This window comes from Marinobacter sp. M3C, assembly GCF_023311895.1.
In the GTDB taxonomy this organism is placed as follows: domain Bacteria; phylum Pseudomonadota; class Gammaproteobacteria; order Pseudomonadales; family Oleiphilaceae; genus Marinobacter.
In genome coordinates this window covers 3,249,670-3,265,825 of sequence record NZ_CP092284.1, presented here as the reverse complement: position 1 = coordinate 3,265,825, position 16,156 = coordinate 3,249,670, and the positions used below count along the sequence as shown (strand labels likewise).

General features: G+C 56.4%; 17 protein-coding genes and 1 other RNA gene. 9 read left to right on the top strand and 9 right to left on the bottom strand.

The window, feature by feature from the left end; all coding sequences use genetic code 11:
* Genes MIH18_RS15260 through MIH18_RS15245 form a run of 4 tightly spaced genes read right to left on the bottom strand, consistent with a single transcriptional unit; the run spans position 1 to position 4,525 of the window.
* Entirely contained in the window at positions 1-1,278 is a 1,278-nt protein-coding gene (locus MIH18_RS15260) for a UbiH/UbiF/VisC/COQ6 family ubiquinone biosynthesis hydroxylase (RefSeq protein ID WP_249012786.1), read from the bottom strand.
* On the bottom strand, positions 1,271-2,557 hold the full coding sequence (gene ubiH, locus MIH18_RS15255; protein WP_249012785.1) for a 2-octaprenyl-6-methoxyphenyl hydroxylase: 1,287 nt from the start codon (positions 2,555-2,557) through the stop codon (positions 1,271-1,273). The genes MIH18_RS15260 and ubiH overlap by 8 nt, the downstream gene beginning before the upstream one ends.
* Positions 2,558-2,559: 2 nt before the next feature.
* Positions 2,560-3,879, bottom strand: coding sequence for a Xaa-Pro aminopeptidase (gene pepP / locus MIH18_RS15250; protein ID WP_249012784.1), 1,320 nt, complete (start codon positions 3,877-3,879; stop codon positions 2,560-2,562).
* Positions 3,880-3,916: 37 nt separating this feature from the next.
* Positions 3,917-4,525 carry a UPF0149 family protein gene (locus tag MIH18_RS15245; protein WP_249006480.1) on the bottom strand — a complete coding sequence of 203 codons (609 nt, stop codon included), beginning with the start codon at positions 4,523-4,525 and terminating at the stop codon, positions 3,917-3,919.
* 151 nt (positions 4,526-4,676) lie between these two features.
* Here MIH18_RS15245 and MIH18_RS15240 point away from each other — a divergent pair, with 151 nt between their 5' ends.
* Positions 4,677-5,246: a DUF2796 domain-containing protein gene (locus MIH18_RS15240; RefSeq protein ID WP_249006481.1), complete on the top strand. Its 570-nt coding sequence runs from the start codon at positions 4,677-4,679 to the stop codon at positions 5,244-5,246.
* 57 nt (positions 5,247-5,303) lie between these two features.
* Here the strand turns inward: MIH18_RS15240 and MIH18_RS15235 are convergent, their stop codons facing one another.
* Positions 5,304-5,831, bottom strand: a complete 528-nt coding sequence (locus MIH18_RS15235) for a DUF3299 domain-containing protein (RefSeq protein WP_249006482.1) — start codon at positions 5,829-5,831, stop codon at positions 5,304-5,306.
* A gap of 68 nt (positions 5,832-5,899) precedes the next feature.
* Between MIH18_RS15235 and MIH18_RS15230 the strand changes: the two genes are divergently transcribed.
* The 6 genes from MIH18_RS15230 (at position 5,900) to MIH18_RS15205 (ending at position 9,470) form a co-directional block, all read left to right on the top strand.
* Positions 5,900-6,679: an ATP-binding cassette domain-containing protein gene (locus MIH18_RS15230; RefSeq protein WP_249006483.1), complete on the top strand. Its 780-nt coding sequence runs from the start codon at positions 5,900-5,902 to the stop codon at positions 6,677-6,679.
* The gene (locus MIH18_RS15225) at positions 6,664-7,962 is read left to right on the top strand and encodes an ABC transporter permease (protein ID WP_249012783.1); all 1,299 of its coding nucleotides are present in this window, start codon (positions 6,664-6,666) and stop codon (positions 7,960-7,962) included. Before MIH18_RS15230 ends, MIH18_RS15225 begins: the two co-directional genes overlap by 16 nt.
* A 100-nt stretch (positions 7,963-8,062) precedes the next feature.
* Complete coding sequence (locus tag MIH18_RS15220; protein WP_249006485.1) at positions 8,063-8,269, top strand: TIGR02449 family protein; 207 nt, start codon at positions 8,063-8,065, stop codon at positions 8,267-8,269.
* Positions 8,269-8,547 (top strand): cell division protein ZapA, encoded by a 279-nt coding sequence (locus MIH18_RS15215; RefSeq protein ID WP_249006486.1) that lies wholly within the window; start codon positions 8,269-8,271, stop codon positions 8,545-8,547. The genes MIH18_RS15220 and MIH18_RS15215 overlap by 1 nt, the downstream gene beginning before the upstream one ends.
* Positions 8,548-8,643: 96 nt before the next feature.
* A non-coding RNA gene (gene ssrS / locus MIH18_RS15210) (6S RNA) lies at positions 8,644-8,824 on the top strand.
* 4 nt (positions 8,825-8,828) lie between these two features.
* Positions 8,829-9,470: a 5-formyltetrahydrofolate cyclo-ligase gene (locus tag MIH18_RS15205; protein WP_249006487.1), complete on the top strand. Its 642-nt coding sequence runs from the start codon at positions 8,829-8,831 to the stop codon at positions 9,468-9,470.
* Here the strand turns inward: MIH18_RS15205 and MIH18_RS15200 are convergent.
* On the bottom strand, positions 9,452-9,592 hold the full coding sequence (locus MIH18_RS15200) for a hypothetical protein (protein ID WP_249006488.1): 141 nt from the start codon (positions 9,590-9,592) through the stop codon (positions 9,452-9,454). The two genes, MIH18_RS15205 and MIH18_RS15200, sit on opposite strands and share 19 nt — an antisense overlap.
* 167 nt (positions 9,593-9,759) lie before the next feature.
* Positions 9,760-11,301: a threonine ammonia-lyase, biosynthetic gene (gene ilvA / locus MIH18_RS15195; RefSeq protein WP_249006489.1), complete on the bottom strand. Its 1,542-nt coding sequence runs from the start codon at positions 11,299-11,301 to the stop codon at positions 9,760-9,762.
* 177 nt (positions 11,302-11,478) lie between these two features.
* Between ilvA and rpiA the strand changes: the two genes are divergently transcribed.
* On the top strand, positions 11,479-12,153 hold the full coding sequence (gene rpiA / locus MIH18_RS15190) for a ribose-5-phosphate isomerase RpiA (RefSeq protein WP_249006490.1): 675 nt from the start codon (positions 11,479-11,481) through the stop codon (positions 12,151-12,153).
* Between the two features lie 123 nt (positions 12,154-12,276).
* Positions 12,277-12,804: an inorganic diphosphatase gene (gene ppa / locus MIH18_RS15185; protein ID WP_249006491.1), complete on the top strand. Its 528-nt coding sequence runs from the start codon at positions 12,277-12,279 to the stop codon at positions 12,802-12,804.
* Positions 12,805-12,887: 83 nt separating this feature from the next.
* Here ppa and MIH18_RS15180 read toward each other — a convergent pair whose 3' ends face one another.
* Both MIH18_RS15180 and MIH18_RS15175 read right to left on the bottom strand, forming a co-directional pair.
* The gene (locus MIH18_RS15180) at positions 12,888-13,937 is read right to left on the bottom strand and encodes a DUF2333 family protein (RefSeq protein ID WP_249012782.1); all 1,050 of its coding nucleotides are present in this window, start codon (positions 13,935-13,937) and stop codon (positions 12,888-12,890) included.
* A 7-nt stretch (positions 13,938-13,944) separates the two neighbouring features.
* A complete protein-coding gene (locus MIH18_RS15175) occupies positions 13,945-15,975 on the bottom strand; it encodes an EAL domain-containing protein (protein ID WP_249006493.1) in 2,031 nt (676 codons plus the stop codon).
* Between the last annotated feature and the right edge of the window lie 181 nt (positions 15,976-16,156).

Genomic DNA, 16,156 nt, shown 5'->3' with positions numbered 1-16,156 from the left:
TTAGTCCTTTAGCCCCATGGCTTCAGCGGCCAGCCGGTTTTTCAGGGGCGCCAACTGGTTAAGCCAATTCATACCCTGATTACGCAGCCACCGTAACGGCAGTTCGTCGCGGCCAAACAGCTGCTTCAAACCTTCCATGGCTGCCATCATGGCCAAATTTTCCGATTTTCGGCGGCGCTGGTAGCGCCCAAGCACCAGAGCATCGCCGGGGTTCAAGTCCAGCTTGCGGGCACGCTTTAATTCCTCCAGCAATACCGCCACGTCGCCATAACCCAGATTGGCACCCTGGCCCGCCAGCGGATGAATACTGTGCGCGGCGTCGCCCACAAGCGCAAAGCCTGGCGCTGTGTAATCCATGGCGTGGCGCTGGCGCAGAGGAAACGCAAAGCGACGGGAAATCGCTTCAATCGAATCCGCCGGCAGTTCTATGGCACGCGCCAGTTCAGCGTTGAAAGCGGCGTCATCCAGCGCCATCAGGCGCCGGGCTTCCAGCGTGTCTTGAGACCACACAATCGAACAGAAATGTTCGTTGCCGTTGTCAGCCTGCAACGGCAGCAATGCCAGCGGGCCAGTGCAGGAGAAACTTTGCCGCGCGGTATAATGGTGCAGCTGCTTGCTGCGCACCGTGGCCACAATGGCCTGTTGATCATAATCCCATTCGCGGGTAGGTAAACCTACTAACTGACGCAACTGTGATTGCGCCCCATCTGCCGCTACCACCAATCGCGCCCGCAGCTGTTGGCCATCTTCCAGGCGAATACCGGGAGCATCTCCACCCTCTCCACCCTCTCCACCCTCTCCATTCGGCCTGTTCGCCAGCCAGCCAGCAACTTTGGCGCCACTGATAATGGTCGCCGGGCTGGCCTCCAGAGCATTAAACAGGGCCCGCACAATATGGCGGTTTTCGACAATCGCGCCCAGCGCTTCGGCGCGCATCTCTGCGGCATCGAATTCGATACGGCCCGTGCCTTCAGCGTCCCACACGGTCATCACCTGGTAAGGGCAGTGGCGGCCCGCGGCCACTTCTGCCCAAGCACCAAGCCCTTCCAGCAACCGCTGGCTGGCCATGGAGATGGCGCTCACACGGGGCTCGAAATCATCAACACCGGTCGCCGGCTCCGCAGCGGTCTGCAAACTCGCCAGGGGGCTGGCCTCAACCAGAACAACGTGCCAACCCTGTTGCGCCAACCCCAAAGCCAGGGCCGACCCCACCATACCGCCACCAACAATCATAATGTCCGCCACGGCGGGCGTTTGTGAGCTGTGCTCTTCAGTCATGGCTCAGCGCCTTGCTGTTGTGAGAACCAGGGCGCTGAATGCGGGCTGTGCGACCGCCAAGACCCATGGCGTTGCCTGCAAACCAGCGTTTTGCCGCGGGCAGCAAGTCTAAACCCATTAAACCGGCATCTCTGGCCGCCGCGAGCGGTGGCAGTGGCGAGCCAAAAATTTGAATCAGGGAGTCGGAAAAACCAGCGGTTTGCACGCGGTCGCTCTGGTGTAATTGCTGGTAACGCTGCAATACCGCAAGTTCGCCGGGGTTGCTGCCTTGCTCACTGGCCAGGCGGAATTGCTCGACCAACGTCATCAATCCGCGCAAGGCCAGATTAAAACCTTGGCCCGCCACCGGGTGCAAACTGTGAGCAGCATTGCCCACCAATGCAACGCCCGGGCGCACCGGGTTGTCTACCAGCGTTAGCGCCAGCGGGTAGTGATGGCATTCGCCAATGCGGTTAAAGCGCCCCAGACGCCATCCAAAGCGTTGCTGTAAGCGCGTGCATTTGTCGGCGTCGGGCATGGCCAACACCTCTTCCAGCTCTGAATCCGACAAGGTCCACACCAGCGCTGACTGATGGCTCGCGCGCGTCGGCGAGCCATGGGGCAGCAACGCCATGGGGCCGCTGTCGGTGAAGCGCTCGTAGGCAGCAAACTGATGACTGTCGGCGGTGGTTACGTTAGCAATCAACGCATTCTGGCCGTAGGGCTGGTGCCGAATCTGAAATCCCAAGCGCTCACGCAAATCGGAGCGGCCGCCGTCAGCCACCACCAGGCAGCGCGCGCTCAGCTCCCTGGCCTCGCCTGCGGTGGTTACCGTCACGCCCACATTGTCACCGTGGCAAGTCATGTCAGTCACTTCCGCCGGCGCCAACCATTGCACCTGCGTTTTTAACAGCTCACGCACCAAACACAAGCCCATCCAGCGGTTATCCACGACGTAGCCCAAGGCATCCTGGCGGTATTCTGCGGCGTGCAGACGAGCAGCGCCAAAATGACCGCGATCCGATACGTGAATGTGACGTATCGGGGCGGCGTGCTGGGCCAATGCAGGCCACAAACCAAGCTGCTCATAAATCAGCCTCGAACCCCAGGCCAAGGCGGTGGACCGTGCATCGTAGCTGGGCTGGTAGCTGCTTGGCTCAGCATTGCTGGCTAGGGGGAAAGTCTCTGCCACGGTGACACGCAGTTGCGGCACCATGCGTGCCAGCGCCAAAGCCAAGGTCGCTCCGGCCAGACCTCCGCCGGCAATCAGGACATCGGTATCCGTATCGTTTACCGCCACGCTCAGCCCGCCATCAATGCTTCAATTTCGTCAATTGTTTTTGGCACGCCGTTGGTCAGCACGCGGCAGCCGTCTTTGGTGACCACCACATCGTCTTCAATGCGAATACCAATTCCGCGCCAGCGCTCATCCACGTCGGTGTTATTCGGTGACACGTACAGCCCGGGTTCCACCGTCATGACCATGCCCGGCTCTAACTGACGCCAGGCATCACCCACCTTGTAATCACCCACATCGTGCACGTCCAACCCTAACCAATGGCCGGTGCGATGCATGAAAAACGGCTTGAAGGTTTCATTGGCAATGGCGTCATCAACAGGCCCCGCAATCAGGCCCAGATCAATCAGGCCCTGGGTAAGCACATTCAAAGCCGCTTCGTGGGGCTGATTCCAGTGATTGCCGGGGCGCACGGCATCAATCGCAGCGTACTGGGCATTCAACACCACCTCGTAAAGCGCTTTTTGCGGCTCGCTGAAATGGCCGCTCACCGGAAACGTGCGGGTAATATCAGAGGCATAGCATTCCAGTTCACAGCCGGCATCGATCAATACCAGATCACCGTTGTTCAGGGGCTCGCTGTTTTCGATGTAATGCAGAATACAGCCGTTCACGCCGCCACCCACAATAGATGGATACGCCGTCTCGCGGGTGCCGTGCTGGCGAAACGTATGAATCAGTTCGGCTTCGAGGTGGTATTCATTCAGCCCCTCGCGGGCGAGTTTCATGGCGTTGCAGTGGGCCTGGGCTGAGATTTCGCCGGCCTTGGCCATCACTTTGATTTCATTCGCGCTTTTATAAAGGCGCAAATCGTGCAAAAGATGCTCCACGGCCGCAAATTCACCGGGAGGACGGGCACCGGTGCGCACTTTGCTGCGAATCACTTTTACCCAGTCCATCACACGTGTGTCAAAACCACGGTCTTTTCCCAGCGGGTAATAAATGCGGCTGCGGCCCTCAATCAAGCCCGGCAGGATGTCGTCGATGTCACCAATCGGGAAAGCGTCGTCCACGCCGTAACGCTCAACGGCACCTTCCTGGCCCACTAAAAAGCCGTCCCACTGTTCTTTCAACGGGTCGCGCTCTTTGCAGAACAACACCGATTCACCATGAGCGCGCCCGGGAATCAACACCAGCACCGACTCAGGCTCACCAAAGCCGGTTAAATAATGAAAGTCGCTGTCTTGGCGAAACGGGTGCAAAACGTCGCGATTGCGCACGCGTTCTGGCGCCGAAGGCAGAATGGCAATGCTATCCGGCGCCATGTGGTCCATCAGCTTGCGGCGGCGTTCAGCAAATTCCTTTACAGGTAACATCGACGTCATACAGTCTCCAACCAGCTTTAATGAATCTTAATGAGTCCTAATGAAGAGTAGGGGGCGTCTTGGCCGGTTGCTCCGGCTCGTTAAACTCGGTAAACACGGCCAGCGCACCCAACCTGACATATTCGGTAATTTCTACCAGCTGCTGATCGTTTTCTTCGCTCGCGTCTTCTTCGTCAGACAGCTGGCTGATCGCGACCATATCTTCCATCAACTCGCGGATTTCTTCCGGCGCCTCGCCAAGTGACTCACCCGCCGCCAGTGCCATGCCCGCCAGGAAGCCGCGCACCCACGAAATTAACGATTCCAACCTTTGGTCAAGCGCATAATCATCATCTGGCAGCAGGGGCTGAAAGCTCATATCCATACTGCTCAGCTGCGCCAGGGCCTGTTGGTAAATTCCCGCGGCGAACACCCTAAGCTCCGGCGACTCTTCCAGTGCTGTCGAAGCCAGGCCGATATGTTCGCACACCACAGCGGCACACTCATCTTCTTGCATACGCCCACCGGCGGCGAAACGACCACAGAGCACGCCGTGTAACTCAGACGGGTGGCTAAACGCTTTGTGTGCCAAAAACACATTGGCCCAGCGCTCGAATTCCGCAGAAATCTCGATATTTGGAGCAGCGGAAGCATCGGATAAAGACATGAAAAAACCCTGATAGATGAATAATAAAGATTGCCGTTATCCTAGCATTGCAGCGCCTGCATGGCACTTTCTGTTCTTTCGTTACACTTGCTATTGCTTTTTCATCGCGCCCGGTTAAATATGTTATAACATAACTTTATAGGAGCCACTCATGACACCCCGCACCCCACTGAAATCCATTAACTCTCTTAATGTCGCCATTAGCCTATGTTTGTGCGCACTGGCCACCACCAGCACCGCCAATGAACAGCAACCCCACCAACACGGCCATGCCCAGCTGCAGATGGCGGTGGAAAACAACAGCATTGACCTGATCCTCACCAGCCCTGCCCACAACCTGCTGGGATTCGAGTATCAACCCCGTACTCAACAACAAAAAAAGACTCTGGAAAACGCCCGCCAGTGGCTAACAACCCAGGCAATGGTCACGCCCGACGCTGGCAACTGCACCGTGAAATCCGCCAGCATGGATTTCAGCGCAAAAGCAGCTGAACAAGATCACCACGACCACGAAGAATCACACAACGAGGCAAACAACGAACACGCCAACATTGAAGTCAGCCAGGTACTCGATTGCGCGGGCGCAGATTTCAGCGGCGGATTCGCAACCCCACTGATGGGCCAATTTCCGGAAATACAGGATTTAAACGTGGAATGGGTCACCAATAGCGGCCAAGGCAGCACAAAGCTAAGCGCACCCAACGATCAGCTCAGGCTCTAGAGATACAAAACGGCAATTTCAAGCAGCTTGATCTGAGATTAAAATACGAGCCAGCTCTCAGGGCTCATAAGGATAAACCGACTCCACCGCCATGGAATAAGACGAAGTCCCGATCACATTCTCGGTACGGTCAATCAAAATCGTACCCTCAACCCAGACCGGGTCGTAGAGCGCAGTCAGCTTGAAGCCTTTTTTGTACTTCATATGGATAAGCTGATTGGGCGGCGGCGGTGGCACATGAATACAGGCACCAAAATAAGGCACCAGGAAAAACTCCAGAATGCGCATATCCTCTGTCGTCTTCAGCGGCACAACGAAACCCGGAATACGGCCCCGGGTGTTGGCCATGGCCGTTACCACGCGCCCGGTCATAATTTCGTCTGGAAGCAAGGGCGGGCCTTCGCCATCGTGCACAATTTCCGGCATGCTCTCTAGCAATGCCAGATCTTCCGCCGGCATCAAATCCAACCAATCAATCTCCGGTAGCTCCGCGTGCGCCAAAGGTAAAAACACCATCAGCAGCAACCCCAAGGGCAACGCAAAACAGTGCCGAACACGACTCACTCTATGCAACTTATTCACCATGTATTCGTTTAACCCTGCCAAACCGTGGAGTGAAAAGCGTTATCATACACCCGCCAGAACCAATCACCATGACCAAAACGACAGCCGACATGATCACCCCAGACTCTGACAGCGCAGGCAATCCGCTTTCCCTGCCCTCTCTACCTTCTCTACAAACCCACGAGCTAAGCTTTCGCTGGCAGTCGCGCCAGCCTGCCCTGACTTTTCCGGACATTACTCTGAACGCCGGCGATCACCTGTTTTTGCGTGGGGCTAGCGGCAGCGGCAAAAGCACGTTGCTAGGCCTTCTGTCAGGGCTAAACACCGCAGACAGCGGCGAAATCCGCCTGCTGGGGAAATCTATAGGAAGCCTCGCACCCTCGGCACGAGACCGTTTTCGCGCCGACCATATCGGCGTGATTTTTCAGCAATTCAATCTGGTGCCCTATTTGACCGCGCTGGCTAATGTCACCCTGCCCTGCCAGCTATCCCGCGCTCGACGTGATCGCATCGGCTCAGGCGCCAGTCATTCAGACACCCAGGCAGCTATTCACACGCGGGCAATAACACTACTGACAGAGTTATCCATTCCTCAGGAATTGCATAGCCGAAAACCCGCGCAGCTGAGCATTGGTCAGCAACAGCGGGTTGCGGCCGCCCGCGCGTTGATGGGCGCACCGGAGCTGATTCTGGCTGACGAGCCCACCTCGGCGCTGGACAGCAACAATCGGGACCGCTTTATGCAGTTGCTGCTAGAGATGGCACAGCAGAATAAAACCTCGGTGGTATTTGTCAGCCACGACTCCGCCCTGGCACACCATTTTCACCACCAGATTGAACTGGAGCAGCCCTCATGGCTATCCTCATGACCACCCGCATGACAGCCCACCTTGCTCTGACACTCACAAAATCCAGCCTTTGGCACCGCCGGCGGATACTGTTGCTGGTTACCCTCACGCTCACGCTCAGCGTGAGCCTGCTGCTGGGCATCCAGTATGTGCGCAGCGAAATTCGCCAGTCGTTCACCAACACCATCAGCAATACAGATCTGATCATCGGCGCCCGCAGCGGTCAGTTGAACCTTTTGTTATACAGCGTGTTTCACATTGGCGATGCGACGAACAACCTGAGCTGGCAAAGTTATCAAGACCTGAAAGATGACGAACGCTTAAGCTGGCTGATCCCCATTTCCCTGGGTGACAGCTACAACGGCCACCGCGTAGTGGCAACCACCGGCGCCATGTTCGAGCACTTTCGCTATGGCCGCAGCCAGCCGCTGGCACTGCAACGCGGCCAGTGGTTTAACGATCTGTTTGAGGTGGTATTGGGCGCCGATGTAGCCCGGGCTTTCAATCATAACGTTGGCGACCAACTCATTATGGGTCACGGCGGTGGTAGCGTCAGCTTCGCCCGCCACAACAGCACACCGTTTACCGTAAGCGGCGTGCTTGATGCCACAGGCACGCCGGTAGACCAAGCGGTTTATATCAGCCTGGACAGCATGGAAGCCATGCATGTGGGATGGGAGTCTGGCGTTGGCATTCCCGGGCGCACCTTAACCCTGGAGCAGGCCAAACAACGCAATTTTACCCCGTCCAACATTACCGCCGCGTTTGCCGGCGTAGAACGCAAAGTACTGACCTTTCGTATCCAGCGCGACATCAACACCTATGGCAAAGAGCCGCTAACCGCCATACTGCCCGGTGTCGCCCTAAGCGAGCTCTGGCGCCTGTTGGGCCAGTTTGAAAAAGCGCTGCTGGGCATCACCGGCTTTGTGGTTGTGGTATGTCTGATTAGCCTGGCCACGGTGTTGCTAACGTTGCAGGCCCAGCGATCAGCCGAAATCGCCATACTTCGCGCAACCGGCGCCTCTGCGGGTTTGATTGCCAGCCTGTATCTGCTGGAATCATTGGCAATCGCGCTGCTGGCCTGCGTTTTAGCGTTGGCGCTGGGCGCTGCCGGTATAGCCACTGTCAGCCCTTGGTTGCAAGCCAACTACGGCGTCTTGCTCACACTGCGCCCACTGAATCAGGTCGAGTGGGTTCTGCTGGCAGCGGTGCCGGTTGCAGCGCTGGTGATTGGCTTAGTGCCGGCGCTGAGCGCTTGGCGCCGCGGTCGACGGCCTGGTTGGCAAGTACTGGATGACGCCTGAAACCTTTACTCAAAAGGGGATAACAGAGCTGTAAATTGACCGGTATCCCGCGCACACTTATAGTTGTTGATTATTATCACTCATCGAGATCAGGCGCCCCATGGAACAGCCCGAAGTAAAGGTGTTGGCGGACAAGCTGGATCAGCTTCTTGAGCGCTACGGCAAGCTTGAACTGGAAAACCAGGCACTGAAAAACCGCCAGGAAAACTGGATTCGCGAGCGTGCCCAGCTGGCTCACAAGAATGACCTCGCAAAAACCAAACTTGAAGCCATGATAGGCCGCCTGCGGGCACTGGAGCAGCATTAATGTCCACCAAATCGACTGTTGAGGTGAGAATTCTCGACAAGGAATACCTGGTTACCTGCTCCGAGGAGGAACAGGAAGCCTTGTTGCGATCGGCACGACATCTGGACCGTAAAATGCGGGAGATCCGTAACAGCGGTAAGGTGTTTGGAACCGAGCGAATTGCGGTGATGGCGGCGCTGAATATCACCAACGAAATGCTGGAGCGCGACACCATGTCAGAAGGCAGCAGCACCTTGCTAAAGGCCATGGACGACAAGCTAAACGTCGCCCTAAAGTAACAAGAAAATCATATAAAACAGTAACAAGCGACGATTTTTAACGGAATAACCAAGAGCACTTGCAATAAGCCCCCATCTTGACCCTATAATGGAATCACCTTCCTGGGCTGTACGCTCGTCGGGTACGTCCTCGAGCCGATGCGCTTTACCCAGGTGGCCACTTTAGGGCATTGTGTGCATGTCCCCTGCGGGGGAAAGCCTAATATGTCACAGCGGCCACCGACCTTGAACTTCGGGTTCAAGGGCCTACATCCGATAACGGCAGCCCGGGAAGCTTTATTTTGAGCGACAGCATCGCCCACCCCTCTTTTTTATCGTCTTCTGCACACTTGGATACTTCCCGCAATCAGTTGCGTAGACACTTGCGCCAACAACGCAACGCCCTGTCTCCGTTGCAGCAAAGACACGCATCGCAGCAACTGGCCAAGCACCTGTTAGCCAACCCTGACCTTTATCGCGCCCGCCACATTGCCATTTACTTGCCAAACGACGGTGAAATCAGCCCGCTGCCCTATATGCAGGCTGCGCGCCGCCGCGGCATACGCGTTTACTTACCGGTATTGCATCCGCTAATCCCCGGGAAGCTGGTATTCAGCCCTTACACGTCGCACACCCGCCTGCGCCCCAATCGTTTTGGCATCGCGGAACCTGCGTTTAGCGCCGGCCTGAAACGGCCAGCCTGGGCGATGGACGCAATATTGTTTCCGCTGGTAGGGTTTGACGAGCGCGGAGGAAGGCTGGGCATGGGCGGGGGGTTTTACGACCGGACATTTGCCTTCAGCCGCACTCGGCCAAGACTCGCACCCAAGCTGATTGGCCTGGCTCATGATTTTCAGCGGGTGGATAGCTTACCGATTGAGCCTTGGGATGTGCCTTTGCACTCGGTGGTTACCGAGCGTGGCTGTTATCGGGTAGTGGTCTGATACCAAGGCTCCGCCGCTCGGGGGCTCTGTTCAGACGCTTGCAGCGAGGTGAATCCGGTAATAATAAGGCCAGCAGCGAATATCAGTGCGATGGTGCGGATCATATCTGGCTTGCGGCCCATTTCTTAACTCCGGAACTGCGATGGTAACTCATACAGGAAACGGAGGGCTGATGCCGCCGTTAGTAGAATGACGGAAGATTATCATTCCCCCGCCATTTTACAATTTTTGACAGATTAACTTTCAGTCACTCAAAGGTCCAAGCAGGCACTCAGCGCCCGCGACGCCATCAGCTAGAGTGGCTGTTGCCGTTTCCTGCTCCAAGAAACAGCTGGTAGGCTTCGTTATTGGTCATGTTTTCATAGCGGAAACCGACCTTCTCAAGCATTTTCTCAAAGTCCCTCACTTCGTCATCGTCCACTTCAGCGCCTAACAGCACGCGGCTGTACGCCGCACCGTGATTGCGGTAATGAAACATCGAAATATTCCAACGCGTGCCAAGCGACATCAAAAACTTCAGCAGGGCACCGGGACGCTCGGGGAACTCGAACTGAAACACTTTTTCATTGCTGATACCCGGAGCGTGCCCCCCCACCATGTGGCGAATGTGCTGCTTGGCCAAGTCGCTGTCTGTCAGGTCCAGTACCAAATAACCGGTTTCGCGCAGTTCCCGCACCAGTTCGTCTCGGCCCAGGCCACCGGCCTGAATCTGAATGCCAACAAATATCGTGGCTTGCTTGCTATCCGCGTAACGGTAATTGAACTCGGTGATGCTGCGCTTGTGCAGAGCGTTGATAAAGGTTTTGAACGCGCCGGGCTTCTCCGGAATGGTCACCGCCAGGATGGCTTCGCGCTTCTCGCCGATTTCGGTGCGCTCCGAAATATAACGCAGACGGTCAAAGTTCATATTGGCGCCGCTGAGGGTCGCGATCAGATTTTCGTCTTCGATTTTTTCCCGCTCTATGTATTTTTTAATACCGGCCACACCGAGCGCCCCGGCGGGTTCGGCAATGGAACGGGTGTCTTCAAAAATGTCTTTTATCGCGGCGCAGATTTCATCGGTGGATACGGTAATCACTTCGTCTACGTGATCTTTGCAGATTTCCCACGGGTAGGCACCAATCTGTTTGACCGCCACGCCGTCAGCAAATATCCCAACTTCGTCCAATATCACCCGCTCGCCGGCTTTCATGGCTGCCTGCAAGCAGTTTGAGTCTTCCGGCTCTACACCTATCACTTTTATTTCCGGGCGCAGATATTTTATGTAGGCGGCCATACCAGCAATCAGCCCACCACCGCCTACACAGATAAACACCGCGTGGATGGGCTTGCTGAATTGCAACAACAACTCCATGGCGACCGTGCCCTGACCGGCGATCACGTCTGGGTCATCGTAGGGAGGAATGTAAGTGTAACCATGCTTTTCAATCAGCTCGTGGGCGTGGGCCGCGGCTTCGTCGAAAGCGTCGCCTCTGAGCACAACCTTGGCACCGTGCCCACGCACAGACTTCACTTTGATCTCTGGCGTCGTCTGAGGCATTACGATGACGGCCTTGATGCCCAGTTTTTTTGCCGACAAGGCCACACCCTGGGCGTGATTACCGGCAGACGCACAGATTATCCCCTTGGCCTTCTGCTCCTCCGACAGCTGCACCAGCTTGTTGTAGGCCCCGCGAATCTTGAACGAGAATACCGGTTGCAAATCTTCACGCTTCAAAAAAATGTTGTTGCCGAAGCGCCGCGACAGGCTAACGGCCTCGGTCAGCGGCGTTTTATTAGCAACATCGTAAACGCGGGCATTCAGTATTTTCTTGATATAGCGTTGGGACATGTCGATTCCGCAATGTAATTTAAGAATGAATTAGGCGTGATTCGAAAGAGATTTGGCGTAGGGCACCACCGAAAGAGCCCGTAGTGTAGAAAGTTTTACCCGCAACCGTCTATAAGCAGCCCGTCCAGACGCTGTATACTGCAAGCATCCCATTCATTTTCCGCAACGGGCTCAACCATGAACCAGGACGAACTGAAGCAAGCGGTCGCCAAAGCCGCTATCGACTACATCAGCCCCCGCCTGAACAGCAGCAGCATCATTGGTGTGGGCACCGGCAGCACTGCCAACTGCTTTATTGATTTGCTGGCGGCCATTCGCAACGATTTTGACGGCGCCGTAGCCAGCTCCGAAGCCACCGCTGAACGCCTGAAAAGCCACGGCATTCCCGTTTATGAGCTGAACAGCACCGCAGATCTGGAGTTTTACGTAGACGGCGCAGACGAAGTCAACGAACAACTGGAACTGATCAAAGGCGGCGGCGGCGCGCTCACGCGGGAAAAAATTGTGGCGGAAGTGGCGCAGACGTTTATCTGCATTGCCGACGAGTCCAAAAAAGTGGATATTCTGGGTGAATTCCCACTGCCACTGGAAGTGTTGCCTATGGCCCGCAGCCACGTCGGCCGGGAAATCGTGAAACTTGGCGGCGATCCGGTGTACCGCGATGATTTCACCACCGACAACGGCAACATCATTATTGACGTCTATAACCTGGACCTGTCGCGCCCGATTCAGGTGGAAGAACGCCTGAACCAGATTGTAGGTGTAGTCACCAACGGCCTGTTTGCCCGCCGCCCCGCCGATCTGCTGCTGCTGGGTACAAAAACCGGCGTACAGACTCTCAAGCGCGGCTGACCCACTCGACTGGCATGGCAGCCAAGGCCGGCTGCCATGCCAGACCAACGTTTAGTTTCACAGAGCGGCGCAGTTTCGTACAATAGCGCTCACTTTTTAACCCTACCCAGGAAGGACCATCCGATGCACTTCGATAACATCCCTGCCGGCAAAAATGCACCCGACGATATCTATGTCGCCATTGAAATCCCGGCCAATAGCTCACCGGTGAAGTACGAACTGGACAAAGACATGGGCGCCTTGCTGGTAGACCGTTTTATGGCTACACCCATGTTCTACCCGGCCAACTACGGTTTTATTCCCCACACTCTGGCCGACGACGGTGATGCCCTGGACGTATTGGTCATTACCCCCTACCCGGTTCAGGCGGGCTGTGTGATTCGCTGTCGCCCGGTAGGCGTACTCAACATGGAAGACGAAGCCGGCGGCGACGCCAAGCTGGTCGCAGTGCCCCACGACAAACTGACCACGGCTTACGCCCACGTACAAGACGTGACGGACTTGCCAGAACTGCTGCGCAACCAGATTCATCACTTCTTTGAAAACTACAAAGCGCTGGAAGCCGGAAAATGGGTGAAAATCCAAGGCTGGGACAACGCAGCGGCTGCGAAAAAAGCCATTGTTGACGCCATCAAAGCTTACGGCGGCTAAAAGCGTATCGCTTTATACCGTTCACAAAAAACCGGGCATCAAGCCCGGTTTTTTGTTGCCTGCACATCAGCGGGAGACAATTACTAGCCCCGCGACAGTAACGCCCGCATGTCACTGATCGCCGCGTTGGCCCGCGACAAATAGGCCGCCATGGTCAGCGAATGGTTTGCCATTATGCCAAAGCCACTGCCGTTGAGAATCACCGGGCTCCACATGTCGCCCTGCGCTCCCTCAAGCTCAATGATGATCTGCTTAACGCTGGCCGTAGCGTTCTTGTCCTGCAATACCTTGCGGAAATCCACTTCAATGGCACGGAATATGTGCAGTAGCGCCCAGGAACTGCCGCGAGCCTCGTAAAACACATCGTCTATTTTGGTCCAGTCGGTTTTTACATCAGCGCCGTCGGTCCGTTCATCCAGCGGATCCTGGCCTTCCGAATCCGCTACCGTCTCAGAGATGGAGGCTTTACCCACACTCTCACCCAGGGTGCGGGACAAGCTGCCCAAACGGGTTTCCAGGTCGGCCAACCAACTGTTCAAGCTATCGGCACGTGTATAGAACTGCGCATCGGCCCGATCAGGGCTCGACAGCCGATCCAAATAGCGCTTCAAAGCGGTGATCCCGCGACGGTATTCAGATTCGGTTGAGGGAATCGCCCAGCTATCGCTATCAAAGTGCAACTGGGGCTCGGCAATAATCAGGTCCGCGTCTTCCGAAGACTGGCTCTGGGCGCGACTGATGTCTTGACGCATGGCTCGGGCCAGATCACGTACCTGCACCAGCACACCGAATTCCCAGTTGGGCACGTTGTCCAGCCAAAGGCCCGGAGGGAAAATGTCGTTGGTAATGTAACCGCCGGGTTTATCCAGCAGGGTTTCCGCAATGCGGATCATGGTCGCGGTAGTGGCAAAGCCGGTTACCGGTTCACGCTGCATGGCGTTGGCGGTTGCGCGGGTGTGTTCACGCACCGAAAAACTGTCGGGCTCGCTGCTCCAGTACATACCCACGATCATGGCAATCAGCAAGTAAACCACCACAATGATAAGCAGCAACTTACCCACCATTCCACCACCGAAGGAGTCCCGGGCATCGCCTTTTTTGTCCTTGAAATACTGCCTGATTTTGCCTGGCATAAGCGTATTATTCCCCTATCAATTGGTGGTTTTCTGCGGTGAATGGACGCCCTAGATGGTAGCCCATTGCACCATCAATGCCCAAATCACACAGTACTTTGAATTCCTCAACGGTTTCCACGCCGCTGGCAAACACTTTCACACCGCTACTGTGGGCAATATCAACAACCGACTTCAAAAAGAAGCGGTTATCGCCATGTTCGTTAATGCCGTGGGTGAAGCTGTTGTCAATGCGCAGAGCTGCCAGTCGCAGATTTTTCAAATAGCTAAACGGCACTCCGCCGACGCCAAAACGATCAACTACCACCGGCACCTGCAAGTCGTTCAGCGACTGCACGAGCCGGGTAGCTTCCTCGCGGTGGCGATGAATGGCCAATTCCGAAATGCCCACCCACAGGTTACGGACCACCGCTCCTGCTGCTTTTAATTCTACCAGCAGGTCCTGCTGAAACTGTGGGTCTGTAACTGAGGCGTTGCCCAAAGAAACAGCCAGCGGCATCTGCGGACGCTGCCGCAGATGCTCCAGAACGCTGTGCACCAGTTGGCGGTCAATAGCCGCAATCAGCCCGAGATGCTCCGCCATAGGCACGAACAGCGCGGCCTTTAGCGCGCCATCGGCGGTATTAATGCGCGAAAATACCTGATGGTAAAGCGGCTCACCATGAACCGGCCCTGCACAATTTATCACGGGCTGAAGCCACAGTGCGAAACGCTTCTGCGCCAGAGCTTCCTGCAACGTTAAGCGCCAGGCCTCAGCGCCTAGCTGCGTGCCGTCACCGGGAACCAGCAGGCGACAGCCAGACTCGCTCTGCGACTGAGCCTGGCGCAGGGCGTTGTCGGCTGCAATCAGCAACTCCAGCACGCCGCCGCCTTGAACGGTCGGCGCCAACCCCCCGTGCACAGCTACAGCCAAGGGCCTGGCAATGGCACTGTAGGCGTCATCAATATCCGCCAGCAGTGACTGACACCAAGGTAAGGCATCGTCAGAGCTGACACCGGGCAAATACAGCACGAACGAGGCGCCCATGCGCCGGCCCGCGAAGGCATCGGCGTGCTGGCGAGTAAAGTGTTCGATGATTTTGGCCAGGCGGGCCAAAAGCCGGTCACCCTCCTGGCGCCCCAGCGACACATTGAACTTGGCAAACTGCGACAACTGAAAAATCAGCAGCACGCCCGGCGCCGATCGCTCTTCAGACAGCACCTCTACTTTCAGGCGCTGGTCAAAAGCGGTGCGGCTGGCGAGGCCGGTCACCGGATCTTCATTGTTAAGCTTGCGCAGCTGCTGGATCAGCCGTGCCTGCCCATAAAACAGCTTTTCCAGCTGATCGGTCATGGTGTTCATGGCCACGGTGACCTGGCGTAACTCACGGGCGCCTGCCACCCGAATGCGTTGGCGGAATTCACGCCGACCAATAGCGTCAGCCTGGCGCTCCAGTGCATGCAACGGCCGCAGAGTCTGCCGCAGTAACAACCACAGACATAGCAGACCAATACTGCTGATAACGGCGGCACTCAAAACCAGCGCCGCTGCGATGCGCCAAAGGTCCTGATACGCCCGACCGGGATGACTGACCACATTAACCAGACCCAAGCGCTGCCAGCCCCGCACCACTTGGGCCGTGGCGACCGGTGTCGGCAAGTCTGCGAAATGAACAAACCAGGCAGGTGCGTCAACCTTACTAAGGCTGATACGGCGCCCAGCCACCACAGCGCCCGAATGATCAAGATACTCAACAGATAAGTAACGCCCGCTGTCGAATACGGCATCAATTAGCGAGTTCGATGCAACGGGGTCGCGGCCGTCAATGGCGTTTGATAGGGACAGACCAACGGCGGTAGCGCCATCTTGGGCGTGGCCAGCCAGCTGGCTGCTGACGTACTCGCGGAAATAACCGTAGCTAGCGCCCACGCTGGCCAACAGCAACGCTACCAACAACACCCCAGTGAACAGCAGCAGCAAAGTGCGCAGCGAAAAACTGCCTCGCTGGCGATCCATGCGGGCTGACTGCAGACTCATCCGGGCGCGTGCCTTGGTCATAAATGAACTGCTCCGGGCGTTTGGCGTTGCGTGCGACGCTCACAAATGGCGAACCTGCCTTATAATAGTCGCGATAACGTTGATTATTGTAGTAAGCGTACGCCAAATCCGCCAATAGGTTGCTCTATATGGAACCAACGTCTTATGGACGCTGTTACAGAGCTGTCTGACAATAATCGGC